At 51.4% G+C, this 26,521-nt stretch carries 27 protein-coding genes; 14 read left to right on the forward strand and 13 right to left on the reverse strand.

The window, feature by feature from the left end; all coding sequences use genetic code 11:
* Positions 1–28: 28 nt before the first annotated feature.
* Both R6U67_RS08830 and R6U67_RS08835 read left to right on the forward strand, forming a co-directional pair.
* Entirely contained in the window at positions 29–853 is an 825-nt protein-coding gene (locus R6U67_RS08830) for a helix-turn-helix domain-containing protein (protein ID WP_410252201.1), read from the forward strand.
* 266 nt (positions 854–1,119) lie between these two features.
* Positions 1,120–1,326, forward strand: a complete 207-nt coding sequence (locus R6U67_RS08835) for a hypothetical protein (RefSeq protein WP_410252202.1) — start codon at positions 1,120–1,122, stop codon at positions 1,324–1,326.
* Positions 1,327–1,357: 31 nt separating this feature from the next.
* Here the strand turns inward: R6U67_RS08835 and R6U67_RS08840 are convergent, their stop codons facing one another.
* From R6U67_RS08840 to R6U67_RS08850, 3 genes are all read right to left on the reverse strand, one after another.
* Positions 1,358–2,185, reverse strand: coding sequence for a Tab2/Atab2 family RNA-binding protein (locus R6U67_RS08840; protein ID WP_410252203.1), 828 nt, complete (start codon positions 2,183–2,185; stop codon positions 1,358–1,360).
* A gap of 29 nt (positions 2,186–2,214) precedes the next feature.
* Positions 2,215–3,327 carry a mechanosensitive ion channel family protein gene (locus tag R6U67_RS08845; protein WP_410252204.1) on the reverse strand — a complete coding sequence of 371 codons (1,113 nt, stop codon included), beginning with the start codon at positions 3,325–3,327 and terminating at the stop codon, positions 2,215–2,217.
* A 110-nt stretch (positions 3,328–3,437) separates the two neighbouring features.
* Positions 3,438–4,538 (reverse strand): mechanosensitive ion channel family protein, encoded by a 1,101-nt coding sequence (locus R6U67_RS08850; protein WP_410252205.1) that lies wholly within the window; start codon positions 4,536–4,538, stop codon positions 3,438–3,440.
* Positions 4,539–4,768: 230 nt separating this feature from the next.
* On the opposite strand from R6U67_RS08850, the gene R6U67_RS08855 reads away from it, so the two are divergent.
* The 3 genes from R6U67_RS08855 to R6U67_RS08865 all read left to right on the forward strand — a co-directional run bounded on the left by R6U67_RS08855 (position 4,769) and on the right by R6U67_RS08865 (position 8,347).
* Entirely contained in the window at positions 4,769–6,214 is a 1,446-nt protein-coding gene (locus tag R6U67_RS08855; RefSeq protein WP_410252206.1) for a protein adenylyltransferase SelO, read from the forward strand.
* A 119-nt stretch (positions 6,215–6,333) separates the two neighbouring features.
* A complete protein-coding gene (cysS, locus tag R6U67_RS08860; RefSeq protein WP_410252207.1) occupies positions 6,334–7,770 on the forward strand; it encodes a cysteine--tRNA ligase in 1,437 nt (478 codons plus the stop codon).
* 139 nt (positions 7,771–7,909) lie between these two features.
* Entirely contained in the window at positions 7,910–8,347 is a 438-nt protein-coding gene (locus R6U67_RS08865) for a hypothetical protein (protein ID WP_410252208.1), read from the forward strand.
* A 16-nt stretch (positions 8,348–8,363) separates the two neighbouring features.
* Here R6U67_RS08865 and R6U67_RS08870 read toward each other — a convergent pair whose 3' ends face one another.
* From R6U67_RS08870 to R6U67_RS08880, 3 genes are all read right to left on the reverse strand, one after another.
* Entirely contained in the window at positions 8,364–8,774 is a 411-nt protein-coding gene (locus tag R6U67_RS08870) for a nuclear transport factor 2 family protein (protein WP_410252209.1), read from the reverse strand.
* Positions 8,775–8,892: 118 nt separating this feature from the next.
* The gene (locus tag R6U67_RS08875; RefSeq protein ID WP_410252210.1) at positions 8,893–9,414 is read right to left on the reverse strand and encodes an orange carotenoid protein N-terminal domain-containing protein; all 522 of its coding nucleotides are present in this window, start codon (positions 9,412–9,414) and stop codon (positions 8,893–8,895) included.
* Between the two features lie 191 nt (positions 9,415–9,605).
* On the reverse strand, positions 9,606–9,935 hold the full coding sequence (locus tag R6U67_RS08880) for a DUF4090 family protein (RefSeq protein WP_410252211.1): 330 nt from the start codon (positions 9,933–9,935) through the stop codon (positions 9,606–9,608).
* 266 nt (positions 9,936–10,201) lie between these two features.
* Here R6U67_RS08880 and R6U67_RS08885 point away from each other — a divergent pair, with 266 nt between their 5' ends.
* Positions 10,202–10,459: a DUF4160 domain-containing protein gene (locus R6U67_RS08885; RefSeq protein ID WP_410252212.1), complete on the forward strand. Its 258-nt coding sequence runs from the start codon at positions 10,202–10,204 to the stop codon at positions 10,457–10,459.
* On the forward strand, positions 10,452–10,910 hold the full coding sequence (locus R6U67_RS08890) for a DUF2442 domain-containing protein (RefSeq protein ID WP_410252213.1): 459 nt from the start codon (positions 10,452–10,454) through the stop codon (positions 10,908–10,910). Before R6U67_RS08885 ends, R6U67_RS08890 begins: the two co-directional genes overlap by 8 nt.
* Before the next feature lie 103 nt (positions 10,911–11,013).
* On the opposite strand, the gene R6U67_RS08895 is transcribed toward R6U67_RS08890, so the two are convergent.
* Both R6U67_RS08895 and R6U67_RS08900 read right to left on the reverse strand, forming a co-directional pair.
* On the reverse strand, positions 11,014–12,210 hold the full coding sequence (locus R6U67_RS08895) for a peptidoglycan-binding domain-containing protein (protein ID WP_410252214.1): 1,197 nt from the start codon (positions 12,208–12,210) through the stop codon (positions 11,014–11,016).
* Positions 12,211–12,435: 225 nt separating this feature from the next.
* Positions 12,436–12,612 (reverse strand): hypothetical protein, encoded by a 177-nt coding sequence (locus R6U67_RS08900; RefSeq protein WP_410252215.1) that lies wholly within the window; start codon positions 12,610–12,612, stop codon positions 12,436–12,438.
* A gap of 303 nt (positions 12,613–12,915) precedes the next feature.
* Here R6U67_RS08900 and R6U67_RS08905 point away from each other — a divergent pair, with 303 nt between their 5' ends.
* Positions 12,916–13,488 (forward strand): DUF2808 domain-containing protein, encoded by a 573-nt coding sequence (locus R6U67_RS08905; RefSeq protein ID WP_410252216.1) that lies wholly within the window; start codon positions 12,916–12,918, stop codon positions 13,486–13,488.
* 142 nt (positions 13,489–13,630) lie between these two features.
* Positions 13,631–13,933, forward strand: a complete 303-nt coding sequence (rpsN, locus tag R6U67_RS08910; protein WP_068787654.1) for a 30S ribosomal protein S14 — start codon at positions 13,631–13,633, stop codon at positions 13,931–13,933.
* A gap of 117 nt (positions 13,934–14,050) precedes the next feature.
* Here rpsN and R6U67_RS08915 read toward each other — a convergent pair whose 3' ends face one another.
* Positions 14,051–14,398: a hypothetical protein gene (locus tag R6U67_RS08915; protein WP_087708439.1), complete on the reverse strand. Its 348-nt coding sequence runs from the start codon at positions 14,396–14,398 to the stop codon at positions 14,051–14,053.
* A gap of 146 nt (positions 14,399–14,544) precedes the next feature.
* Between R6U67_RS08915 and aat the strand changes: the two genes are divergently transcribed.
* On the forward strand, positions 14,545–15,141 hold the full coding sequence (aat, locus tag R6U67_RS08920; RefSeq protein WP_410252217.1) for a leucyl/phenylalanyl-tRNA--protein transferase: 597 nt from the start codon (positions 14,545–14,547) through the stop codon (positions 15,139–15,141).
* On the opposite strand, the gene R6U67_RS08925 is transcribed toward aat, so the two are convergent.
* From R6U67_RS08925 to R6U67_RS08935, 3 genes are read right to left on the reverse strand one after another with little or no spacing between them, the layout of a single operon-like run.
* Positions 15,138–16,700 (reverse strand): class I SAM-dependent DNA methyltransferase, encoded by a 1,563-nt coding sequence (locus tag R6U67_RS08925; protein ID WP_410252218.1) that lies wholly within the window; start codon positions 16,698–16,700, stop codon positions 15,138–15,140. The genes aat and R6U67_RS08925 overlap by 4 nt on opposite strands.
* Before the next feature lie 38 nt (positions 16,701–16,738).
* On the reverse strand, positions 16,739–17,872 hold the full coding sequence (locus tag R6U67_RS08930; protein ID WP_410252219.1) for a chemotaxis protein CheW: 1,134 nt from the start codon (positions 17,870–17,872) through the stop codon (positions 16,739–16,741).
* Positions 17,873–17,908: 36 nt separating this feature from the next.
* Entirely contained in the window at positions 17,909–19,477 is a 1,569-nt protein-coding gene (locus R6U67_RS08935) for a CheR family methyltransferase (RefSeq protein WP_410252220.1), read from the reverse strand.
* A 197-nt stretch (positions 19,478–19,674) separates the two neighbouring features.
* Here R6U67_RS08935 and R6U67_RS08940 point away from each other — a divergent pair, with 197 nt between their 5' ends.
* The gene (locus R6U67_RS08940) at positions 19,675–20,331 is read left to right on the forward strand and encodes a chorismate lyase (protein ID WP_410252221.1); all 657 of its coding nucleotides are present in this window, start codon (positions 19,675–19,677) and stop codon (positions 20,329–20,331) included.
* Positions 20,332–20,428: 97 nt separating this feature from the next.
* On the opposite strand, the gene R6U67_RS08945 is transcribed toward R6U67_RS08940, so the two are convergent.
* Entirely contained in the window at positions 20,429–21,514 is a 1,086-nt protein-coding gene (locus R6U67_RS08945) for a pentapeptide repeat-containing protein (RefSeq protein ID WP_410252222.1), read from the reverse strand.
* 211 nt (positions 21,515–21,725) lie between these two features.
* On the opposite strand from R6U67_RS08945, the gene lepA reads away from it, so the two are divergent.
* From lepA to R6U67_RS08960, 3 genes are all read left to right on the forward strand, one after another.
* Positions 21,726–23,528, forward strand: a complete 1,803-nt coding sequence (gene lepA / locus R6U67_RS08950; protein WP_410252223.1) for a translation elongation factor 4 — start codon at positions 21,726–21,728, stop codon at positions 23,526–23,528.
* A 299-nt stretch (positions 23,529–23,827) separates the two neighbouring features.
* Positions 23,828–25,120, forward strand: a complete 1,293-nt coding sequence (locus tag R6U67_RS08955; RefSeq protein WP_410252224.1) for a M16 family metallopeptidase — start codon at positions 23,828–23,830, stop codon at positions 25,118–25,120.
* A 56-nt stretch (positions 25,121–25,176) separates the two neighbouring features.
* On the forward strand, positions 25,177–26,460 hold the full coding sequence (locus R6U67_RS08960) for a M16 family metallopeptidase (protein ID WP_410252225.1): 1,284 nt from the start codon (positions 25,177–25,179) through the stop codon (positions 26,458–26,460).
* The last annotated feature ends 61 nt before the right edge of the window (positions 26,461–26,521 follow it).

Genomic DNA, 26,521 nt, shown 5'->3' on the forward strand with positions numbered 1-26,521 from the left:
TCAATTTCTGCAAGATCACAACCCTCGAATGAGTGCTAAAAAACTATCAGATGCCGACAAACTCGAGATCATTGAGCAGTACCGGCATCCCGGTGAAACCACCTCAACCTTGGCTCAACGCTATGGGGTGAGTAATTCCACGATTAGCCGCCTGCTCAAGAGTAGCTTTTCTCCCCAGGAGTATGATCAGCTCGTACACCAGAAACGGGCGAATCGTTCGGGGAGTCGCGATCGCCAATCTCAACGACGCAAGCCCATTTTGCGCGACTCGTCCGGACCCAATGATGAGTCAGCGAGCGATTCTGGGGAACAGTTACAGCTCGATTTACCGAAAGATAACTCCAATCGCCGCCGACGTAAATCGGTCGGTTCAACCCCTAGTTCCGATTCGGAGTCCTCGGAGACATCCGAAGACTCCACGAACTCAGGGCCTCGCAGCGATATCAAGTTCGCCGAGTCTTCGCCCAAGTCCTCTAAGAATGGCGCTAAGAATGGCGCTAAGAATGGCGCTGAGAATGGCGCTGAGAATGGCGCTGAGAACAGTCTGTTAACGATTGAACCCTTGGCCAACGCCTTGATGCCCAAAACCTGCTATCTGGTGGTAGACCGCTCTTCTGAACTGATTTCACGCCCCCTACGGGAGTTTAATGATCTCGGTGAGATTCCCGCTGCTGAGATTTCTTCGAAAACGCTACCTGTGTTTGATAATCACCGTGTGGCCCGCCGCTTTGCTAATCGCAATCAGCGAGTGATGAAGGTTCCTGACAGCCAGGTGTTGCAGAAAACAGGGTCCCACTTACAGGCTAAGGGGATTACCCGCGTCTTTTTTGATGGTCAAGTGTATTCTCTGTAACCGCCACGGCGATCGCCCCTAAGCCTGAATCCATCCCCGATTTCCCCATCTTTGACTGGGGATTTTTTTTGGCCGGTTTAGCCAAATCGATCGAGATTGCTATAGCGTCCTTAGCAAAAACATTGACAATTTGTCAACGATCTAAATCACCAACAAATTACTACACTATCACACGTACTTGTGTCAATAATCACGCGGTAACTTTACATAATCTTTATATACAAAGTTATAATTGGAGCGTAGGCTTCACACAATCTTTAAAAACGATGTCTTTTGCCCCTCCCACCCCGAGTTATTCTCTCGAAAACGTGGTTGAGCGGATCTGCACGTTTCGCCAAATCACCCCCCTCGATCGCCATCTACTCAATGACATCCTCAGCAACCGCTCCTACTTCGGACGGCGCGAACAAACCCTCGTTGACCGCGTCTTCGACGGAATTCACGAGGGTCATATTTGGATCATGGATAATTAAGTCGTCAAGCCATCGTGACGGGTTGTGAACCTCAAGCCGGTTGCAACAGCCACAATCCCGTATAAGTTCGTCCCGAGTCATCCGGCTGAATCACGAGAAAATGCAGTCCCTTCGCCTCCTGTTGGCGTTGATGATAGAGTCGCGCAGCGGCTTGGACTTCCGAATCATCAAAGGTGGCCAGAACCCAGCGATCCGCTAGTCCCGCTTCTAAAATCAGTCCGTCAGGCGCTCCGGGGATATAATTGACCGATACAGGCGTCACCGTCTCCAACCATTGAGCCAACTGCAACGATTGTCGTCCTCCATCAATGACTAAGCCGGGAAGAGACTGGGTTGAGGCTAATCCTAATTCTAGGGGATGGAGTTCTCGGGGGAGCGATCGCACCCGCATCGGATGAGCCGCAAAACTATCTAACTCAGCCACAGGAAGGGTTGCAAAGCGCCAGCGATCGCCCCATAACTGTTCAGACACGGGAACCGGGGCCGGACGAGGAACCGCCAGCGGTTGATACGCATCCGCTGTATAGCCCTGAAGCTGCTGATATAACTCGGCTCGTTGCAACAACCAGCGTTTGAGAGTTTCGGTCCGTCGCGTCGCCAGGGCCTGAATCCCCAGTTTTTTAGCCGCCTCACGGATTAAACTCAGGGATTCGGGCCGAAACGTCGCTAAACAGTCTGGGAGGGGGCGATCGAGACTTTGCAACTGTTCGACAATCCAGTCGGAGTTCGCCTGAGATTGAGGACACCAGCGTTGTAGACGAAACTCGAAGGCGCGATCGCACCCCAGTAACTCCCACAACACCTCTCCCTCCTCATTACGCAGGGGACGACGGAAAAAATCGAGTTGCCAAACAGACATAATTAACGGGTACTCCAAATCATAGTTCTTTATAGCGTAATTGGCGATTCCACATACACCGTCGGTTCCTGAGACGAGAAGGTAATCCCAAACTGACTCAGTTTGCCAGAAATCGTCTGATTGGCTAATTCCAACAGGCGTTTGCGTAATTGAATCGAGTTCTCATTAGACCCTAAAATAAAGAACGTCACCCGAGCCTGAGTTCCTGGACGATTTTCATTCTCGCTAAAACTCAAACTGGTACTTCCGGGGTCAATCCCGAACACGGAGTTGGTGCTTTCGGTGACCACTTCCCGCACTAGAGCTTTATCTTGGTCATCAAGAGGTTTAGCAAAATCGAGATAAATCATCGACATCACTTTTTTGGCCCGCGTTAGGTTTTCGACTTCGACATTGACCAAAATAGAGTTCGGGACAATAAATAAGGTACTTTTGGCTGAAGTACGGATTTTAGTTGAGCGTAAACCAATGGATTCAACCCGTCCGAGTTGACCATCTTTGAGGCGGATATAGTCACCGGGGATAAAAGGGCGATCGAGGTATAACACCACGGTACTGAGGAATTGCTCCAAAATCCGCTGAGACGCAGCAACCACCGCCAAACCACCAATCCCTAAACCCGCAAAGAGCGCAAATAGGTCAAAATCACGAGTTTGAGCAAAGGCAAAAACGGCTAATAGACCAATAATTAAATTAGCAATTGTCTCAAAAACGAGTAGCAATTCATCAACCTCTAACCCCATTTTTTTTAATAGGTCAATTCCATAAATCCGCACAATCTGACGGAATATCCTTGACGCCAGCCAAGCGATACTCACAATAATAGCAAAGTCTAAAAGTGGAATGAAAAACTCATAAAAAATCTCATAGCCTTTGAGCCAAATGGATGACCAATAAATCAAGAGCAATGTCCCTGACACTTGAAGAGGCTGCTTAACAGGCTCAATCAAGCTATCGTAGGTTGTAACCGCTGATTCACTCAAGAACTGTTGGATAACAGACCGAACAAAGCGAGGAGTAAACTGTCCGAGTAGCAATGAGATTAAGAGAAATCCCAAAAAAATAATTAAACGTAGCACATTGGCTTCTACGAGCCAGGAAATTACAGTTTCAATGGGTCCTAAAACGTTACTAATATCCATTGGTGTTAGGCTTGACGTTGTCGTGATTGAAGCGGGTTAGCTAACCCTAGACAACTCTAGGGTGGCTCGGTTAAAACTAGGGGGAATTCAGGACGGTCTTCATGTTTATATTAAATTGTGATGGGAGAATCAACATAAATCGTTGGCTCATCAATATCAAAAATAACACCGTACTCTTTCAGTTGTTTGGCGATTTTTTGGTTGGCAACATCGAGGACTTGACGGCGAATTTCCATCGAGACGCTTCCTGAACCCAGGATAAAAAAGGTGGTTTGGGCTTGAGTTTTGATGGGGCTACTTTTTTCTCGTATTGACTTGAATGTGACATCTGTATTACGAGAATCAATGCCAAAAATGTCAGAGGTTCCTCGGATAATCACTTGACGAATTAAGGCTCGCTCATCTTCGGGGATCTCTTGTTCAAAGTTGAGGTAGAGAATCGCCATCACTTTTTTACCGCCGGTGAAGTTTTCCACCGTCATTTGGGTGAGATTCCCGTTTGGGATAATCATTAAGGTTCCTTTGCCAGAACAGCGGATTTTGGTTGAGCGTAAGCCAATGGATTCAACTCGTCCGAATGTCCCGTCGGGGAGTCCAACATAATCGTCAATGGTAAAGGGTTTGTCGAGATATAATACAATTCCGCCTAAAATTTGTTCCAGAGTTTTTTGGGCGGCGAAGGCAACGGCTAAACCCCCAATTCCCAAGCTTGCTAGTAATCCCAGTAAATTGACTTGATGGGTTTGGGCAAAAACAAAAATACTGGCAACAATAATCACCAGATTAGAAACCAGCTTTCCGAGATTTAAAAGTTCATTGATTTTGCTGCCTTTCCTGAGAACAATGTCCAGCAAATAGACATCAAAAAGCTGAGCCGCAACCCGAGATAAAAACCAGGCGATCGCCACCGTTAATGCCAGACTTAAGGGAGTTTCTAGCCAAGGTCTAACCTCAAACCGTAACGCCGCAAACTCCAACGTCCCTAAACTCAGAACAATCCCCAAAAGCTGTAAATTCGGCTGCAACAAAACCTGATAAAGCCTGGACAATTGAGATGAATTTTCTTGCGGGCGACTCAAAAAATTAACAATGGGACGCAGGACAAAAATTAGGACTAAGGTCAGTCCCGCCCCAACAACCATTGAACTCCATTGAAATAGCTCATTGAGATCCAACGTGTTTGGCAAATATTCAGGTAGATAATCTAGCATTGTTTGAGTAATTCAGACTAAAAAATAAGGTCAAAAAAATGGCCGAGGCCTTCACCGCATCTCACAAACATCAGCCATTCCTCAGTTCACGTGGCGGACGGGATTGAAGCGATACCCAAAACCAGTCACAAAATTCGCTTGCATCCATTGAACAAAGTTTGCGAGAATGAAAGCGCAACTGTGCGTTCACGGACGCAGCCGTCCCAACTAATTTCACGATATCTTACCGAATGACCGTTTCTGAAAGTTCGCAGTCCCATCTATCTCATAATCCGTTTCTCAACTTAGAGTATGAAACTGCCTTGGAAGCCTTGGGAGACGACTACTACGACCGAGTCGAAGCAGCGGACTTTCCCACCCATATCTTACGCTTTCGCGGCGATCGCCTGCTTCCCAAGGTCGGACTTGACCCCAAACAGGTGTCTGACGACCATTTTATCGAATATTTCGCAAAATTTCGCGGCTCAGCCCCCTGTCTTGCCCTCTGTTACCATGGCTACCAATTTGGCGAGTATAACCCTCGACTCGGCGATGGGCGAGGATTTCTCTACGGACAAGTACGAGGAACCGATGGCCAACTCTACGATTTTGGCACCAAAGGAAGTGGCAGAACCCCCTATTCACGAGGAGGAGATGGCCGCCTCACCCTCAAAGGAGGAGTGCGAGAAGTCATCGCCTCAGAAACCCTGGCCCGTCTCGGAGTGAACACCTCCGGCTGTCTGACCGTCATCGAAACCGGCGAACAACTCTGGCGGGGAGACGAACCCTCCCCCACTCGGTCCTGCATCATGGTACGACTGAGTCAGTCTCATATTCGCTTTGGCACCTTTGAACGCCTCCATTACCTACGCCGCAAAGATCTCAGCAAAACCCTCCTCGATCACGTAATTGAGATCTACTATCCTCACATCGATCGCCGCCAACCCAACGCCTCCCTTCAGTTTTACCAAGATCTCGTCCATCGCACCGCCAAACTCGCGGCCCAATGGATGGTGGCTGGCTTCTGTCATGCGGTTCTCAACACCGACAATATGTCCATCACTGGGGAAAGCTTCGACTATGGCCCCTACGCCTTCATCCCCAGCTACGATCCCAAATTCACCGCCGCCTATTTCGACTATTACGGCCGTTACAGCTACGGCAACCAGCCCTTAGTTTGTAAACTCAACCTAGAACTCCTCCAACAACCCCTCGCCGGCGTAACCCCCGACTTAACCCCCGAAGCCATGACCGAGGCCCTCAGTGACTTCGATCGCCACTACGAACAACATTACCGTCAAGGAATGCTACGCCGCCTAGGATTGGTTGATATCAACGAAGCCGAGGGCCGAGAACTGGTCCAACTCACCGTAGAACTGTTGCAAGAGAACGACGTCGGCTATCATGACTTCTTCAGCCAACTGCGTCAACAATTCTCCCCCCAATGGCGAGATGACCAAAACGCCATCTTTGCCAAAGCCGATCCCCCCCAAGTTCTCCAACCCTGGACTGGTGTTTATCATCGCCTCCTACAAGCCTACTCCAACAGCGAACTGACAGAGATTCAAACCCGGATCGCTGCCGCCAACCCCAACCTGATCCCCGTCCGTCCCGAAATTGAAGCCATTTGGGACCCCATCACCACTGCCGATGATTGGCAACCCTTCTACGATCTCCTCGATCGCATCTGGGCCTAACCTGTTCCCTATTCCCAGTTCCGGTGTTCCCTATTCCCTATTCCCTTCCCCCCCCTCCTCCCCCAATCCGCTAAACTAAAACCATTCAGACCTTTACTCATGCAACCCGCTTGCCCCCAATGACCCTCAGCATTTACAACACTCAAACCCGGACCAAAGAACCCTTTGAACCGACAGTTCCCGGCGAGGTCAAAATGTACTGCTGTGGTGTCACCGTCTATGACGACTGCCACCTGGGTCATGCACGCTCCTATATTGTCTGGGATACGGTGCGTCGGTATCTGCAATGGCGCGGCTATCGTGTTCGCTATCTGCAAAACTTCACCGACATTGACGACAAAATCCTCAAACGGGCCAAGGAACGCGGCGTGTCTATGGCGGAGATTTCGCGGCAATATATCGAGGCCTATTTCCGGGATATCCGCCAACTCAATGTGGCCGATGCCGATGATTATCCCCGCGTCACGGACCATATCCCCGAAATCTGTGACCTCATCCAAACTCTGATCGATCGCGATCTCGCCTATGCAGCAGCCGGGGATGTCTATTACAGTGTCGAACGCTTCCCGAGTTACGGTAAACTCTCAGGACGCAAACCTGAGGATATGCAGTCAGGGGCGAGTGGTCGCGTGAGTGCCGATGACCGCAAACGCCATCCCTTCGATTTTGCCTTGTGGAAAGGTAGCCAAGAGGACGAACCTGGCTGGAACTCGCCCTGGGGTCGAGGTCGTCCTGGTTGGCATATTGAATGTTCGGCCATGATTCGTTCACAGCTTGGCGAGACGATTGATATTCATGGCGGTGGTGGGGATTTGGTTTTTCCTCACCATGAGAACGAAATTGCCCAATCCGAGGGCGCTCACGGTCAACCTTTGGCTAAATACTGGACTCATAACGGTATGGTTCGCGTCAATGGGGAGAAGATGTCCAAGTCTTTGGGCAATTTCACCACCATTCGCGAGTTGTTAACGCAGATTGACCCGATGGTGTTGCGGCTGTTTGTGCTTCAGGCCCAATATCGTAAGCCGTTGGACTTCACGGATGAGGCGATCGCCTCGGCTGAGAATAGCTGGGCGACGCTTGAGGATGGCCTGCGGTTTGGCGATCGCTTCGGGAAACAACTCAATTGGCCCAGTGACGCCCCCATTGAGTCGCTTCCCCAGGTTAAAGCCTCCTTCCAAACGGCGATGGATGATGATTTTAATACCTCGGGCGGCTTGGCGGTGGTGTTTGAGTTGGCCAAAGAGTTACGCCGGGTGGGAAATATTTTGGCCCATGCTGGTGAGATCTCGGAGGACTCGCAACACCTGCAACGACAATGGACCACGTTAGTGGAGTTAGCGGCGGTCTTAGGATTGGAATCTAGCCCCGAGGAGTCTTCTGGACTCGATGGTTTAAGTGATGCGGCGATTCAGACCTTGATTGAGGAACGACAGGCGGCCCGCAAGGCGAAAAACTTTAGTGAAGCCGATCGCATTCGGGAGGAGTTGAAGCGTCAGAATGTAACGCTGGTCGATCAGCCTGGCGGAACGACCTTTATTCGCGGTTCAGGCTAAACAAATCGGGGACAGCCCTGTGAGGCCGCCCCCGATGTTACATAAATACATATAATCTATAAGATTTTCAACGTTAAATTGACAAGCTTGGGGATCACTTGACAAATTGGTTAATGTAGCCTAGCTAACAGTCATCCCCATGATAAACGCCCATTTTCCCCTCGCCCCCCGCTATCGCCTCGATGATGAACAGCCTTGGTTACGGGGAATTGATCCCAACCGACGGTATTGGTTATGGGTCAATGGGGATCAAGACTGGTGTACGACGGTTCCGGGGTTATCCCCAGCGGATTTTGATCACTTCAAACAGACCATTTTGCGGTTTCGGGGGTTGCAACCGGGGGATAGTCTGGAATTAGGTCGCATTGTGGACGCGCCCCGCATTTATTGCATTAGCAGTAACTGTTATGCGATCGCCACCACCTACAAAAACGCTCCAGTCTGGCATCTATTTGATCACGAAACCTTAGAAAGTTTACTCATGACCGCCCATCCCGACTGGCAATGTTCCGCCAAGGATGTGGACTTAGGACGAGAGTGGATGGAACAGATGTTCCTCCACTCTGTCGCCGTCTAGGGGGTAGCTGGAGACTCTAGCTGAACTGTTGCAACTCCAGCAGTTGCTGGGGAGAGGCTAACAGACGAATCTCAACCCGTTCAATTTGAGATTCGCTGTTGAGGTTAAACGTCCAAGCCACGGGGACCGAGAAGTAAGGGGTTTTGACATGGCCCTGAACTTGCACAAGCTGACAGCCATCGCTGGCGGTTTGCACCGTGGCCTGTTCAGGGAAACAGGTTAGGCTTTGGGCTTCGGCTTCGAGATAGCCCTTGATGGCGTCAACACCGACAATTCCCCCTTGGAAGGGTGGGTGCAGTTCGCCGTAAGGGGCAAAGTATTGAGCCGTCTGCGAACAGTCTCCAGCATTGAGAGACTGGAAATACCCCATCACGACAGGGACATTTAGCTCGGGCAGAATGGGGGTCTGATAGGTCGTGGTTGTCATGATTGACCTCATAATTGACTTCGATGAGTCTAAAAGGAAGGCGGAGTGAAGGGGTTGAGTTGACCTCCACTCCGCTGTTTCGATTCAGGATTAGGGTTTGGTGTTGTCCTAGGGGACTCTAGCGGAGCGCATCAAAGCCCATGTTCACCACGGCGTTACGCAGAATGGTGATTTGTTGGCTGAAGTTGGCCTGAGTCATCAGGACATTGAGCAAGTCTTTAACCGGACGAGAGGGTTTGTAGCTTTGGGGGACGCGCACGACGGTTCCCTCATCCATACCTTGGGCCAGACAGTACCAGAACCCGAGTTTGGTGTTGGCGTTGAAGACCCCATAGGCGCGGCTGAGAGGGCTGTTGCGTTTGGCGACGAGATCGCGCATGAAGCTCATCTGCTCCTCGGGACTGAGGGCTTTGACTTGGGCCAGGAGGCCTTCAGCAAGCTGAAGACGGGCAGCCCCAGGAGCGGCGGGGGTGATGGATTTACCCATTTCGAGATAGATAAACCACAGGAGTGCCAACTGGTCATCTGTGGTGAGGCGTTGGATACGAGCCGACACTTCCGGAACAAGGGAGGTGGGTTCGACGGTCGAGAGTGCGTTGGCTTGAGTTGAGGTGAAGTTGGAAGAAGTGGCGTAAGCCATGGTAGTTACTCTACTTTTGTCAACCGATTAGTTCCATTTTGCAACCTAACTTCATAAACCGCAAATAAAATTTACAAATCAACGAAGTCAGGAATTTGAATGGAGGGTGCGATCGCGATCACACTGGAAACTTAACGAATCATTAAGCCACCTGTAGCCTAATCAGTGACGAGCGAGGTCTCACTCCATCTTTAGAGAGAGCTTTTTTGGGGTGAGTTGGCATGATTGGGATAAAAAAAGTCTGTCTCTTGGGGGGTGAGGGGGACAAACTCAGCATCCTGGAGGAGTCGGTTGAGTTCCCTGGGAGGGAAGTGTTTACAGCCGATGCGGACGATGCGATCGCGCAGGGTTTTGGTGACACCACTGCGAGGCCGCCCAGCTTCGAGTTCCATGACGGTTCGATACAGTTCGAGTTGGGAGTTGGGAATGGGGGTTCCATCGAGATCCACTCCTCGGGCGATCGCGCCTTCGATGGCTTCAGCGCCTCGATAGGGAGTTGCGGGATTTAAATCACGAGACATGGTGACGGTTCTTCCGTTAAATGAATGATGTCTCAACTCTACCTGGGACGAAGACCTGCGAGCAAAGACATATTGAGGGTTGGGGGGGTGGGCAGGATTATTCGAGCCGGGTTCACGTCTGATTGTGGCCGTCACAGAAACCCAAGCGATGGGTTATAGTTTACGGGGGAAGCTCATTTAAAGTGTTGAGTAAGCTTTTCTCAATATCCAAGCTAAACCAAGCACCTAATACTTATTGATTATCTAGCTATGAAAATTAAAACACTATGCCGAAAATCTATAACGACTCCAAGTTCACTGTATATATCTATACTAATGACCATCAACCAGCCCATGTTCACGTCTTCCCCGGACGGAAGGGGAATCAGCCAGACATGAAAATCACAATTGGAAATGAGGAGCAACGCCCGAGACTCATCAAAAAAGATCGCAGCATCACGAATAAGGATGCGATCGCTGCCCTCAAACTCGTCGCCCAACATCAACAGGAATTTTTAAGCAGGTGGGAGGATATCCATGGCTAACCAATGGCAACAAACCTGGGACTTTGAGTTCACCGAAGAGGCATTAGCCGCAGAAATTGCCGAAGCTGAAGCCGAGGCCGCCTTAGCGGAAGACGGCCCTCGTGCTGAGAGCGTGAAATATAACCGAGAGCGTAACCTCGTGGAAGTTCACCTGAAAAATGGGGCAATTTTTGCTTTTCCGCCCCATTTGGCTCAAGGGTTAGACACCGCCACACCGGAACAACTCGACGATGTATGGCTTGGCGGTAATGGTCAAAGTTTGCATTGGGAGAGCCTGGATGCAGACTTCAGCCTACCTGCTCTGGTTCAAGGTATGTTCGGGACTCGTAACTGGATGGCCGAACTGGGCCGTAAAGGTGGTCAAAACACCTCTACGGCTAAACGCCAAGCCGCCCGTGAAAATGGCAAAAAAGGCGGCCGCCCGAAAAAAGCCAATTCCTCAAATCCCTAAAATGTCAAAGCCTGTGTCATCGTTCCAGCCATGACACAGGCTTTAGACGTAGTACGAAAGCAGCCAAATTCCTTACCTTCGAGCTCTTGCGATCCAATTTCCTCTATCGGGTTCCCAAATCTGCCTGAGACAAACGCATCCGAGCAAAGAGATCATTAAAGTGTTCAACCCGAGCATTCATCAGGCCACGATCGCGCAATGCCGCCACTCGGGCCTCAGCCTCATCTCGCTGACGATACCAACCCGCATCAATATAGGGACCCCGGCGATCATCATAGAAGCGCAACGCCTGGGGCCGCAGTCCCGGTAAATCATCGAGACGGGCGATCGCACTGCGAACCCGATTCATCTCTCCCAACCGGGAGCGATTTGGACGAAAAGGAACCACCACCACATAGCGATGTCCCGCAAACAAGCGCTCTAACGTCCGTTCCGTAGCGATCCCAGTCGCCGCCAGATTATTATCCCGCTGATAGGCCCGGACGGCCCCTTCCGTAATCGAACCATAAAACCCCGTTGGCGAGTCCGCAAAATAGGTATCTCCTTGAGGGCGTCGTGTTTGAGTCAACACCCGTTGCAACTCATGCACCTCAAAGCCCATATCTCCCCGACTCAGTTCGATCCGAGCCTCAGGGGGGGGAATACGACCTTCGAGGACTCCCGATAAAATCAACGCGGTGCGGCGATCGAGTTCTCCCAACACCGGCGCATCAATCCCATAACGACGCTGAAAGTCCCGCACCGCCGCCGCCGTTTGATTGCCATAAACGCTATCTTCTGGAATCGGTCCTAAACCAATCTCATTGAGGGCGGCCTGTAACTCGGCCACAATTGCGGTCTCATCGCCGCGCATGAGAACCGGATCTCCATACGACAACCAGCGATTGGATGAAAACAGTCTCTCAGAGACTGACTCCCCAAATAAGGCTCGTCGCGTCTCGCGATCAACACGTCCATTCACGGGGAGTCCCGCATCTTCCTGAAAGTCCGCCACCGCCGTTCGGGTTTCTCGACCGAAGAAGCCACTGACGGGTTCTGTGAAGTAACCAAATTCGGTCAGCAACAGTTGCACTTCAGCCACATCATCCCCAGTATCGGCGAATTGTAGAATCTCTGTGGTTTGGGCTAGGGGTTGGGCGATCGCCTCGCGTCCGAGATCCGACCCATCCAGGCCAGGAACCGACGCTCGTACCACCTGAGATCGGCCAGTTCCCCCCCAAAGCATTAAACTCATCAGGACGATAACCGTTGGCCCCGGTATCGAGGAGAACCGGTGACTCAGGAGAGGAAAGTGAGACATGGTGATTTGAGGTGACACGCCGAGAACGCTGTAGGGGAAAATCCTAGGACGAAAGCAAAGTAGAAAGATGTCAGATCCTAGATCCAGATGACGAACTCGTCGTCTGCGAAGATCCAGAATTTGACATCTTTCCATCCTAGCAAGGTTGATCGAACAAGATTGAGAGCGATCGCCCATCCGCGAGATAACACCCCCGAGATGACACCACGAGGCTACACCACGAGGCTACACCACACCGAGGCGATCGAGAACCAGCGCCAAAGCCGCTGCAAAAAGGGTAATCCCCAACGCCAGCCAGGGACTTTGACCTTGACTGACCGCAAATGAGGTGGCTACTCCCGCTCCCAACGCTGCCGTCACTGCTGCCACCAAGGGATCTTGTTTCGTGTTTTTGTTATACATAATTCCGAATGATTAAAACGCCGCTTGCAACCGAGGCGCCGTTGAGACGGCTAACCATGGATTCAACGGTATCATCCACCTCTGCCCAATCCCGCTCTACCGCCCCAAATCGCAATCAAGCTTTAGATTAAGATACGTTTGTTCATACTTTGGATAGACGATTAGAGAGACGAGCGTTAGGTAAAGTCCAGGTTAAGGTTCTCTAATCCGCCGTTTAAACTCTCTATTTTGGAAGATGTCCTGCCGGCTCGATTTACCTAAACTAGGATTAGTGCGAATACAACCGAGCAATAAATTATCCATATGATTTTCACCAAACCCAACAACCCCAAAAACATCATCATTGCAGGACTTTCGGGGATTTGGCTGGGGTCAATGGCCTTGGGCGGTATGGCCCGAGCGGTTGAAGTCGGTGATGGCAGTCACCAATTTGAGCATCCACCGGCCTTAGAGAACATTAGCAGCAGTTCCCATACAACCGGCAGTTGGCATGATACCCATTTCTTCACCATCCGCCTGCCTGAAGACGCCGGGGAACCCTTAGCCCGAGTTGACATCGAATTACAAGGCCCCGAAATGTCCCCCGAAATGTCCTGGGAGTATCAAACCGATGACACTGAGAGTTTCCTCGGAACCCAGGACAATCCCGGTGACTCCGTTGACCTGGCTTCCGTCTCCCACAACCTCGATGAAGGGATGGTTAGCGTCGTCTTTGACACCCCAGTCTCCCCTGGAGAAACAGTCACCCTGGCCCTGAGTCCTGATCGCAATCCTAGAATGCCAGGCCCCTATAACTTTAATGTCACGGCCTATGCAGACGAAAACGGCCAAACTGGACAAGTGATTGGCTGTGACCGCTTGCGTCTCTATGACTAGGCCCTCACTCCTGTCAGTCGTTTGAGTCGTGACTCAGCCATCATTACCTGATCGAGAGGCGAGCGCTCCCATTCCCATTCCGGGGGCGATCGCCTATAATGGTAGTTTGGTGTCTTGCACAGAAGCAGAGAACAATTTTTTCATGGCTAAGAAAAGCTCCATCGAGCGTCACAAGAAGCGCAAACAACTCGTCGAAAAATACGCCGACCTGCGTGCTGAATTAAAAGAACAGTTCCGCACCGCGCCCAACCAGCGGGAGAAAATGGAAATTCACCGCAAGCTACAACAGCTCCCTCGCAACAGTTCCCGCACTCGGGTTCGTAACCGTTGCTGGGCCACCGGTCGTCCTCGGGGTTACTACCGGGACTTTGGTCTCTGTCGCAACCAACTGCGGGAAATGGCCCACGAAGGACTCCTCCCCGGACTCGTCAAATCCAGTTGGTAATCGTTTGACCGTCAAGATGGGGGTGACGCTGGCGTTGATATCGTCTGCCGTACCCCTGTTTTTTTTGCCGTTTTTGCTGAGATCACCTCAAATCTTGCCCGGTTTTGCCATCGAGACTCACGAACCGCAACAGCGATCGACCCCTAAGCTATCGAGGAGTAGATCACTGACCGCGTTGGCGATCGCAAACTCCCCAAAAAAGCTTTCCGAGAAATCAAACGACTGCATTTCCGTCACAATCGCCAACACCAACGACCCCACATCATTCTCACCCTCAATACGCTGTCGCACATACACACGAGTAGCACGTTCAGCAATCTCACCATTGACCGCTTCAGGAATAAACTCCTCATCGAGCCAGCGGTGTAGACTATCTTTGAGCCATCGCCCTTCCTGAGTTGGGTTCTCCACAGGCGGCAACGTGACAGGTCGGATTGGTTGAGGGGTCGGAGAATCTGATACCATTTGTAAACTTGTGTTGTGTATTCAGCGACGCTTGGGAACGTCTTTTTCGACGTTATGACCACATCATTCCAGACATTGTAGCGCGTTTCCCCTGACTAGCCAGTCCCCTCTTGCCAAAGCCTTAGCTGCTGTCTGTCTAAACAGCAATGAACACTGATTTAACCCATATTATTCGAGGCTACTCCCAAGGGTATTTCCTCATGACCAACGATGACGACGATGACGAAGCGGCCGGACGTCTCGGTTGGTATTGCAGCAACGAACGGACCCTAATTCCCCTGGGTTCTCGCTTCCGATATCCTAAATCCCTGCGACGGGTTCTCAACCAAGAACGGTTCAGCGTCGCCATTAACCGAGACTTTCCCGCCGTCGTCGAAGGCTGTGCGAACCGAGAAACCACCTGGATTTCCCCGGAACTCAAAGAGATTTATCTGGCCCTCCATAAAGTGGGTTGGGCTCATAGTTTTGAAACCTGGCAGGGCGATCGCCTCGCCGGCGGAATCCTCGGCATCGCCATCGGTGCCGCTTTTATTGGCGAATCCATGTTTTTTAACATTTCCGATGGCTCAAAAGTTGCTATGGTGAAATTAGTTGAGCATCTGCGTCAACGGGAATTTGACTTATTCGACGCACAACTGATGAATCCCCATCTCTCTCGTTTTGGCGCGCACATTATTGATGATCCTGAGTATAAGTTACTACTGCGTCGTGCCATTCTCCGTCCCCGTAAGTTTGTTGACTAATGGCCCCGAGAGATCGTGTCCATGAGCTGATTACTTAAGGCGATCGCCCCAAACCGATCCACCTCAGCCAGCTTAAGAACCCTGGCCACCGCCGCCTTATCCAAACTCCCCAACTGCTCCGGGTTCGGAACCCGGCTTTGGTTTAAATCTCCCGGTTCAAACTTATCTAAACGATTCCCATACTGACGTTGATTGAGTTTAACCAGCTTCTGGCCGAGATCACTAATGAAATAGACAAAAATGTGATCAAGCCAATTCAGTCCCAACAGATTTGGATAAAACCCATGAAAACAGGTTAAATTTAGGGCATCCGAAAAATTACGAATCACCTTAAAACGACCTCGATGAAAGACGCCCACTAATAAAGGAGCAGGCTGGCGTGTTTCCAATTTATACCAAGGATGTCGCCGTTTCGTCAGATACCGCTGATGAAACCGACAGCGTTCCCCAAACTCAATATAGGCTTTAACTTCAGGATGACTCGTCGTTAGAACATTCAAACAATAGACAGCTTGGTCAGATTGAACGAGCCGAAAAAAGCCATCATCTGTTAAAACAAAGTCTTGAATTTGATGGCTTTTAGAAATACAAGGAGAGCAACAGTCTGCCGCTAAATTAAGCTCTTTAACCCGAGAAGGTTTGAGAATAAAAAAAGCATTGGCTCCGGTCGCAATTCCGCGTTTAAATGCACCATAACTCGACAAATCATAAAACCCCTCCGGAATCATATGACTATCCCGAGGAGACTCCAAAAGCGGTGACCATTTTTGCTGTGAGGGCAACTGAGCCGCTGCACGTTGACTGTACTCAAGCTGGCTTAGATCATCAATCTCATCGAGGTTTTCCTGAGTTGTAACATGACTGAATTTAATCAACTCATCTTGACCATTATTTTCACATAATAAAAGACAAATTGTCGTCAAAGCATCAGGAAATAAATCTCGCTCATTCTTGATTAAAATAATATGTTTTAGCAGATTATTTTCCACTAAATTTTGTTTGACTGGGATTCCATATCCTGTATTAAAAAACTCAAACGGCATCAAAAAAGCAAGGCGACCTCCCGGATTGAGTTCAGCCAAAGACTTCACAAGAAATAGGGAAGCAAGATTAGAATGACCAGGGAGTTTATAGCCCAGCTTCATCTCCAAATTAGCGAGAATCGACGTTCGATCAGAAAACTTTTGAAACCTCATATAAGGTGGGTTGCAAATAATAGCATCTACCCCAGCAATATCCGCAGTTAAATAATCCGCATTGACAAGTATTAAAGATAAGTCCGATGCGATATCTTGGCAGTAGGACAGAATCAACCGGTCGATATCATAGCCAAAAAATTGTGAAGATAACGCCGGATTATCTCCTTGCAACGTCAAAAATTGTCGGTAAAAGATACCCAAACCAAAAGCAGGATCTAAGATGATTTGCGGTTGCGGCTGAATTACCCATTTCAACATGAGTTTTGCCAAAGCTGGGGGAGTAAAGAATTGCCCATAGGTTTGGCGATGCTGCACTGAGGTATTTAAACGGTAGTCGCTAGAGAGACGGGCCTTGCCCATTCGCTGAAATAGTCCGCTGAACCGACTAAATTAAACAACTAGGGTTCTTCATCCACAACTAATTTACCCTGACTGAGTAGTTTGCAGATATCTAAAATCGTCAGGGCTGTTGCCTCATAAAGAATTGTACCTTGCAAGTACTCATCCGAACTCGCTCGAATGGCCGTGGGCATCGGCGAGATTTGAGTGGGATCAACAGGTGTCACATCGAAAACTTCATCGACGGTAATCCCCACCACCATATCCTCAACTTGTACCACCACCGCTCGTTGGCTTGACATTTGGCTGGGATCGTCGTCCGATAACGTTGGCTGAAGGTTTAGAAAGTCGTTAATGCGGACTAACGTGAGGATTTCACCCCGTAGATTCATATTCCCCACCACATGGGGGGGACAGCAGGGGATGGGTGTCACGTTACGCAAATCCGTAAACTCACGCACAAGCTGTAAGTCAATGCCAAAATACTCCCCTTCTAATGCCACCACGGCTAAGGACAAGACTTGTTTTAAGTCTGCCGTTTCAGTGGGAATGCGTAAGCTGTTGGCCCGTTGACGGAAGATATCTTGTTCTTCAAGCGTGGCCTCGGGGCAAAATTGAACCTGGTCGGGTTCAGCTTCGGCCGGTTCAAGGATATTACCAGATTCATCGGCCAACTCTTCGTCTTGGGGGATTTTTTGACGGACTTCGCGGAGAATGACCTGTTCATCGAGAATGGCAACTAAACGATTTTCAAATTCAACGACTCCTTTTAAAAAACGTTTATGGCGTTGCAGATGCTTGGCTGGCAGAGTTGAAGATTCAGCGGTTGATGAATCTGGATTTCCTGAGGACTCATCTGCATCCTGATAGGCAAATTTATGGGTAATGTCGTTAGGATTGATTTGGACAATTTCTCGGACATGATTGACGAGAAAGGTTAAAACTGTGTCTCCTTGGTTAATGGTGATTAAGCTGTCGCTTAACTGATAACGCTGACGGCGGTGTCCTAAACGACGGGGAAGATCGAACACCGGAACAATGGTTCCGCGCAGGTTGAACATTCCCACAATGTCTCGGGGAGCTTCGGCAATGGGAGTCAGTTCCGGGAGAAAAAAGACTTCCTCGACAACACTGGCGTGAATCGCATAATGGTTGCGATTAATGTCAAATAATAAATAGGGAGACAAATCCATAAGTGTCAGAAAATCGGAAGAGCCTGGGGGGTGGAATTAACAGATATTGAGTTGTTGTAACAGGTCGCCAGCGGTGAGTTTTGAGTCAACGTCCATGGGGGTGTTTGGAGGGAGCGATCGCAGAATTTGAATGGCACTCCCTTCCATATGATCGGCTCGTCGAGTATCCCCTTCGAGGCGATAGATTTGCGCGAGTTCTAAATAGGCTAACGGCATTTTGGGAGCAAGATAAACAATTTTCTTTAAAATGCGTTTAGCGCGGTTGATGTTGCCTTGAGCCTCATAGAGATGAGCCAAGAGATAATGAGGCGCGATCGCCAACGAATCAATTTCGAGAGCCTGTAAGCAATAATAAACCGCTTTTTGGTACTCTCCTAGATTGGCATAGGCCCGGGCAATCAGCAAATAGGCGTCGATATGACGGGGGTTGTCCGAGAGACTCCTCTCAGCACAGTGAATGGCCTTGTGATAGGCAGAGGTGCGAAAATGGCGTCGGGCATCTTGCCACTGAGGATGACTCACCTCGGGAGTTGGCCGGGGTGGCGGGATGGGAACCACTGGGGAAGGGGGGGAGGTGACGGGCAACGGTGCTGTTCTGAAGCTGGAAGGTTGGCTAGAGTTCGGGAGAATCGGCAACGGTGTGGGAGTGGGGGGCGATTGACAACGTGATACCGTTGTCGCTTTGGGAGGACGGTTGAGAAGGCGGTTGCGTTCGAGGCGATCGCAGCGTTGATAGACCACCGATTGAGGAAACAACTGGCTATGAAACTGATGGTGGCCCGCACCTTGGAGTTCAGCATGAGCCGCAATCAGATAGCCCCCTAAGCCGAGACTGTGATAGAACTTATCCAAGACCCGTTCAATCGAAGCGCGATCGAAGTAGATAAAGACATTACGACAGAGAATCAAGTCGAGATCATAGAGATTTAGATTGGCATCCGGTAGCGGATCACTAACGAGATTGACCCGGTTGAACGTCACCAGGCGGCGAATCTCGGGGTTGAGGATGTAGCGATCGCCCTGTTGGCGGAAATACTGAGTTTTGATCGAAGACTCCACCTGACGAAATGACCAAGCACTATATTCACCCCGTTTGGCTTGGGCCAAACTTTCATCATTAATATCACTGCCGATAATCTGTAAATCCCAGCGATCGCGATCATTGAGGAGTTCCCACAACACAATCGCCAGAGAATAGGGTTCCTCCCCCGACGCACAAGCCGCACTCCAAATTTTTAACTGAGGACGTTCCCCCGTTTGGGCCGCGATATTGCGTTGTTTGACTAAAATTTCTGGCAGCAGACGCGATCGCAACAACTCAAACTGACCGCGATCGCGAAAAAAATAACTTTCCGTCACCACCAAACGCCGAATCAGAAGCGTCCATTCTCGCCGACTCGCCGTCGTCTGGCGATCCACCGTTAAGGGATTCTCCACCGCGCAACGTAGCAAATCGTAATAGGGCGACGGAGACGAAAATCCCAACGTCGTTAGCCGTTGCTCTAATTTCTTGCACAAATTGCGCTCGTCTTGGGGACGCATCAGCAGCCCCGTATGACGTGCAATCAACTTAGAAAAACGTTGAACCCAGTCAGCGTCAAACATTCAGAACTTTTTGATTAAGCCAATGACTTGGGGAAACTTCCCGAGAACAGCTGCCGTGTCACAGCTCAAAACAGCGCTCAGGAAAGGCGGCCCCCTTTAAGCCTAACCTAGATTTCGCCCCTTATCCTGGCCACACACCGAGCGATCGAACGAACAACGCTATGATAGAAACTGCAAGTTAAGTTATGTTAAGGAAATTGACTGCGACGTTCGAGTATCCCGATCGCGCCGATGCCTACCGAACTTGGAACGCCCTTGATTTGATTTGGCATGGGGGAGAAGACGCGGTTCGCAATGGCCTACCCCACCAGCAACTCGCCCCCGCCTGGCAAATGCTGCTCCTTGGCGACGGCTCCCCCACCCGTCACCTACGGCTCCTCACCGGAGAACCCACAGAAGTTGATGTCATTGATATGTCCGCCATTGGCACAGACGCAGATGGCGCCCCCGATCTCATCCAAGCCGTTCCCAGTCCCCGACTGCGGCGACAAGTTTGGCTACGCACCGCCTCCGGGCAACGACTAGCCTACGCCACCTCCTGGTGGGAAACCCGTCATATCGACGACTACCTACAAAACCGCTCCCTCCCCATCTGGGAAAACCTCTCCCGCATCCATGCCGAACTCTATCGCGACGTGCAAGGCATCTATTACGGGCATTCCCAGCCCTTAGAACAGGCCTTTAACGAGTCTGGCCCCTTCTGGGGTCGTCACTACCTCTTTTGGCATCACGGACAACCCCTAACCCTCATCTACGAAGTCTTTTCCCCCTACCTCCAGAACTATTTAGGACCGATGGGGGGAAGGGGAAGGGCAAGAGGCAAGGGGCAAGAGGCAAGAGGCAAAAGGGAATAGATAGGGAACCCCCCAACACCGGACAACCCACCGTTAACCCCTCCCAAGAGGGGAAGAAACAAAATGGGGGCGTGCCTTTAAGATCGCCCTCTTCCGGCTAGGTCGCGGCCAAGAGTTGCCGGAGATGAGACTCAGCCGCAGCCAGTTCCCCCTCCGTCGGTTCCGTTTGAGTCCAAGTTTGCCGTTGGTGCAATAAATCGCACCAGCCTTGTAACTGGGGGAACTTCGGTAACAGATGGCCCAAACGGGGCAACCAAGGAATCACCGTACCCGCCACAATATCCGCCATACTCAGAGCAATTCCCCCAAAATAGGGTCGTCCCTGTAACGTCTCTTCAAAGACCCTTAGCACCTCATCTAGGGATTCATGCACGCCCATTAGCGCCGACGAATCTAGGCGGGTTTCCCCAAACTCATGACGCATCAGCGGCATCAGTCGCGGTAACAACTCATTCACCGTCAACATCTCAATCATCCGTACCGTCGCCAACGCTTTCGGTTCTCGGGGTAATAAGGGAGGATAGGGGGCGATCGCCTCAACGTAATCCAGAATCGCCAACGATTCGAGGACCCTAAACTCACCATCGACCAAAACCGGAACTTGGCCAAAGGGGTTGACCTCCAGGAACTGGGGCGATCGCTGATCCCCATCTAAATTCAGACGCACCAACTCAAAGGAAATACCCTTCTCCAGCAGCGCGATCCAAACCCGACGCGCATTCCAAGACACCGGGTTATAGTACAACCGCAAGACCGTACTGCTCGTATCCTCGCTGTCCTCCTCCTCCAACGGCGTAATCATCCCTTGAATCGTGCCATCGGGGAGAATCGCCTCACTCAAATTCGCCTCCTCAAGATTCGCCAAACTCAGATCCGCCCGCAACAAATTCGCATGACTGAGATTGGCCCCACTCAAATCCGCCCGAGTCAGAATCGCGCCGCGCAAATCCGCCCCCCGTAAATCGGCCCCACTCAAATCCACCCAACTCAAATCCGCCCCCCGCAAATCCGCGCGGCTGAGATTCGCCTGATTGAGAATGGCCTCACTTAAATCAATGCCATGCAAAATCGTATTGTGTAAATCCGCACCACTGAGCCGTACCTGCTCAAACTCGCGTTCCCCCGCAGCGTAGCGTTTGAGGAGTTCTTGAGTCGTGCGTAGTTCTCCGTCGAGTCCTGTCATAATGATGATGTAAAAGCGTGTGAAACCATGAAGGGGTCAAAGAGCCGGCGGCGATCGCCCCAAAACTCTTCAAGCTCATTTTGCCATGATCTCAGCCGCGATCTCATGCCCCAATTTCCCACAGCCCCAGCAACCGACTAAAATATGTAAAGCAATCGGTCACACCACCGGTTCTGCGTCCTCATCCTAACTCTGCTACTCCAACACCTATATGACCGACGTACCCGTTTCCCGCATCCGCAACTTCTCAATTATTGCCCACATCGACCACGGCAAATCCACCCTGGCCGATCGCCTGCTGTCCTACACCGGAACCGTAGAACAGCGGAAAATGAAAGAACAGTTCCTGGACAACATGGACTTGGAACGGGAACGGGGCATCACCATTAAACTTCAGGCGGCCCGGATGAACTACACCGCCAAAGATGGCCAAAGCTACGTCCTCAACCTCATCGACACCCCTGGGCATGTGGACTTCTCCTACGAAGTCTCCCGATCCCTCGCCGCCTGTGAAGGGGCATTGCTGGTCGTCGACGCCTCCCAAGGCGTCGAAGCCCAAACCCTGGCGAACGTCTATCTCGCCCTGGAAAACGACCTAGAAATCATCCCCGTTCTCAACAAAATTGACCTCCCTGGGGCCGAACCCGATCGCGTCATCGAAGAAATCGAAGAAGTCGTCGGCCTCGACTGTTCCGAAGCCATCCACGCCTCCGCCAAAGAAGGAATCGGCATCCCCGAAATCCTCGAATACCTAGTTCATCAAGTGCCACCGCCTCAGGATACCGTTGACGAACCCCTGCGGGCCTTGATTTTTGACAGTTACTACGACCCCTATCGCGGCGTCATCGTCTATTTCCGCATCATGGACGGAACCCTCAATCAGGGCGATCGCGTCCGCTTCATGGCTTCCAAAAAAGAATTTGACCTCGACGAAATCGGGATTCTCTGCCCCACCCAACAACAAGTCGACAGCCTCCACGCCGGAGAAGTCGGCTATCTATCCGCCGCCATCAAAGCCGTCGAAGATGCCCGCGTCGGCGATACCATCACCCTCGCCAAAGCCCCCGCCGACAGCCCCCTCCCCGGCTACACCGAAGCCAAACCCATGGTCTTCTGTGGCCTCTTCCCCACCGACTCCGACCAATTTGAAGACCTGCGGGACGCCCTCGAAAAACTCAAACTCAACGACGCCTCCCTCAACTACGAACCCGAAACCTCCAGCGCCATGGGATTCGGCTTCCGCTGCGGTTTCCTCGGCCTCCTCCATATGGAAATTATCCAGGAACGCCTCGAACGGGAGTATAACCTGGATTTAATCACCACCGCCCCCTCCGTGGTCTATCACGTCACCACCACCGACGGCGACATGATCAACATCGACAACCCCAGTTTGATGCCCGATCCCGTCCAGCGCGAGAAAATCGAAGAACCCTACGTTCGCGTAGATTTGATTACCCCCGAAGAGTACGTCGGGACCCTCATGGAACTCTGCCAAGGTCGTCGCGGCGAGTTCAAAAACATGAAATACCTCACCCCCACCCGTACCACATTGATTTATGAATTGCCCCTCGCCGAAGTGGTGACGGACTTTTTCGATCAAGTCAAATCGCGATCGCGCGGCTACGCCAGCATGGAATATCAGATGATTGGCTACCGTGAAAACGACCTGGTGCGTCTCGATGTCATGGTCAACAGCGATCCCGTCGATGCCCTAGCCGTCATCGTCCACCGAGATAAAGCCTATCCTGTTGGGCGGGCCTTAGTCGAAAAACTCAAAGAGTTGATTCCCCGCCATCAGTTCAAAGTTCCCCTACAAGCCTCCATTGGTAGCCGCATCATCGCCAGCGAACGCATCCCCGCCCTTCGCAAAGATGTCTTAGCCAAATGCTACGGCGGCGATATTTCTCGCAAGAAGAAACTCTTGAAGAAACAAGCCAAAGGGAAGAAACGCATGAAGGCGATCGGTACCGTAGACGTTCCCCAAGAAGCCTTCATGGCCATGCTCAAACTCTAACATTAAGCCCAACACCCCCCTCTTGCCCCTTACCCTCCCCTCCCAAGAAGCAAGAGGGGGGTTATTATACCCCTTCCCTATTCCCTATTCCCTTCTTTTGCCTCTTGCCTCTTGCCTCTTGCCTTCTTCCCCTTCTTCCCTAAAGAATTACATCATTTGTAGTTAAAATAGCTAACTGAGGCACAAAAACGAGTTAGGGTAAATAAAAACGTTGGGTTTCGCGATGAACGACGATGAGAGTGCACTCCCAGGTGTGTCGTCCCACAGCCCGCGTATTGGCGATAAGGCGCTTGCGAACCATGCCCCAAACTCAAACTTCCAGCATTTCCCGAGTAGTCAGTGATAGTAACTGTCCTGCCCGCACCTTTGAACGTCACGATGGTCTCACCGTTGTGCATCAGTATGTCCCCCATAGTCCCGTCGTCGTGACCGATGTCTGGGTTAAGGCCGGGGCCAGAGTCGAACCCGATGAGTGGTCCGGGATGGCCCATTTTCTCGAACACGCCATCTTTAAGGGAACCGATCGCCTCGCCCCCGGTTACTTTGACGCCGCCATCGAAGGCTGTGGCGGACTGACCAACGCCGCCACCAGTTACGACTACGCCCATTTCTTTATCACCACAGCCAGCCCCTACTTTAGCGACACCCTACCCCTCCTCTCAGAACTTCTCCTTCATGCCGCTATCCCAGAGGATGAGTTTTTCCGGGAACGGGAGGTGGTCTTTGAGGAAATCCGCCAAAGTCAGGATAATCCTGATGACTTGCTATTTGAGGCCACCCTCGACACCGTTTATCAGCATCATCCCTATCGCCGTCCCGTCTTGGGAACTCAAGAAAGCCTTTTAGGGCGATCGCCGGCCGACTTACGGCAATTCCATCGCAGCCATTACCAACCCCAAAACCTCACCATCGCTGTCGTAGGGGGCATCTCCGAACTCGAAGCCCTCGATCGCATCGATCACTGTTTCCAAGACTTTCTGCCCAATCCTGGCTGTCCCCAAGTCATCATTCCCCCAGAACCGCCCATTCACGGCGTACGGCGGCGGGAACTGGCCTTTCCACGCCTAGAATTAGCCCGCCTCAACCTCACCTGGACCGGTCCCGGTATTGACCATCTCGACGATGCCTATGGCTTAGATCTCCTCTCCATGATTCTCGCCAGCGGTCGTTCCTCCCGTCTCGTGCGCGAACTGCGGGAACAGCGTCAATGGGTCCAGGGCATTACTAGCTATTTCTCCCTGCAACGAGACTCCAGCCTCTTTACCATCAGTGCTTGGCTGGAGGTCCCCTTCCTCGAAGCCGTCGAACAAGCCAGTTTGCATCAAATTCATCAATTACGCGAAATCCCCGTCGAGGCCCTGGAACTGGCCCGGGCGCAACGACAACTGTGCAACGACTACGCCTTCTCCACCGAAACCCCCGCCCAACTCGCGGGCCTTTATGGCTACTATCAAACCCTCAGTCGTGCTGATCTGGCCACCCAGTATCCTCAACGGATTCAAGCCCTCAAACCCGATAACCTGCGTCAAATCGCCCGACAGTATCTAAGCCTGGACAACTACGTTGTTACCATCGGCGTTAACGAACAGTGATAGCCTAGATGGGGTTTGATTGTTGCGAACTGTTTACCTTCGAGTCCCCCGAATTTATGTCTGCACACCGCGTCGTTCTCAATAACGGGATTACCGTCATCCTGGTGGAAAATCCCACCGCCGATATCATGACGGCTCGTTTTTTTGTCAAAACCGGGACGCGCTGCGAACCTCCCCATCTCTTCGGACTCTCCCATCTACTAGCCTCCGTGATGACAAAAGGGACGGGGAACCTTTCCTCGATGGATATTGCTGAACAAGTCGAATCCGTCGGGGCGAGTTTAGGGGCCGAAACCACCAACGATTACTTTTTGTTTAGCCTCAAAACCGTTTCGGCTGACTTTGAGGAGATTCTTAACCTCAGCGCCCAACTGTTGCGATCGCCGGCCCTCCCAGAAGCCGAAGTCGAACTCGAAAAACGCCTCACCCTACAAGCCATTCGCGCCCAGAAAGAACAACCCTTCTCCATCGCCTTTTCCCAATTGCGAGAGGCCATGTATCAAGACCATCCCTATGCGGTATCCACCCTGGGATTAGAGAATACTGTACCGGGACTGACTCGGTTGGATTTGGAGAACTTCCACCGGACCTATTTTCGCCCCGATAATCTCGTGATTAGCTTAGTCGGCTGCTGGAACTTGGACAAGGCGATCGCCGCCCTAGACACCGCCTTTGGAGATTGGACCGCGCCGCCTCTACCAATTCCCCTAGTGGACTTACCCCGCCTCACCCCCCGGCCGACCGTCTGCAAAACCGCCCAAGACACCCAACAGGCGATCGTCATGTTGGGCTACCTCGCCCCCTCCGTCCTCCTGAAACAGGGCCATCAGATTCCCCCCGAATACGCCGCCCTCAAACTCCTCAATACCTATCTCGGCAATGGTCTCTCCAGTCGCCTGTTTGTCGAACTGCGGGAAAAACGAGGACTGGCCTATGATGTCTCGGCATTTTATCCCACAAGACTTGACAAATCGCAGTTTGTCGTGTACCTGGGAACCGCGCCCCAAAATACGGCGATCGCCGTCGAAGGCCTACGAGTCGAAGTCGAGCGGCTAACCGCCTTATATCTCCACAACGACGAACTACAAACCGCCAAAAACAAACTTTTGGGGCAATATGCCCTCGGAAAACAGACCAACTCCCAAATTGCCCAAATTTTAGGCTGGTACGAAACCCTCGGCTTAGGGATAGAGTTTGACGAGATGTTCCCAGAGGCGATCGCCCAAGTCACCGCCGAAGAAGCCCGACGAGTCGCCAGCCGCTACTTCATCGACCCCTACATCAGCCTCGTCGGCCCCGCCGCCGCCCTCAACAGCGTCCTCCCCTCCCCCGTCTCCTAACCCCTTACCTGTTCCGGTGTTCCCTTCTTTTGCCTCTTGCCATCCCCTCTTGGGAGGGGTT

Origin of the sequence: Sodalinema sp. (assembly GCF_046483825.1) — a bacterium.
Classification (GTDB): Bacteria; Cyanobacteriota; Cyanobacteriia; order Cyanobacteriales; family Geitlerinemataceae; genus Sodalinema.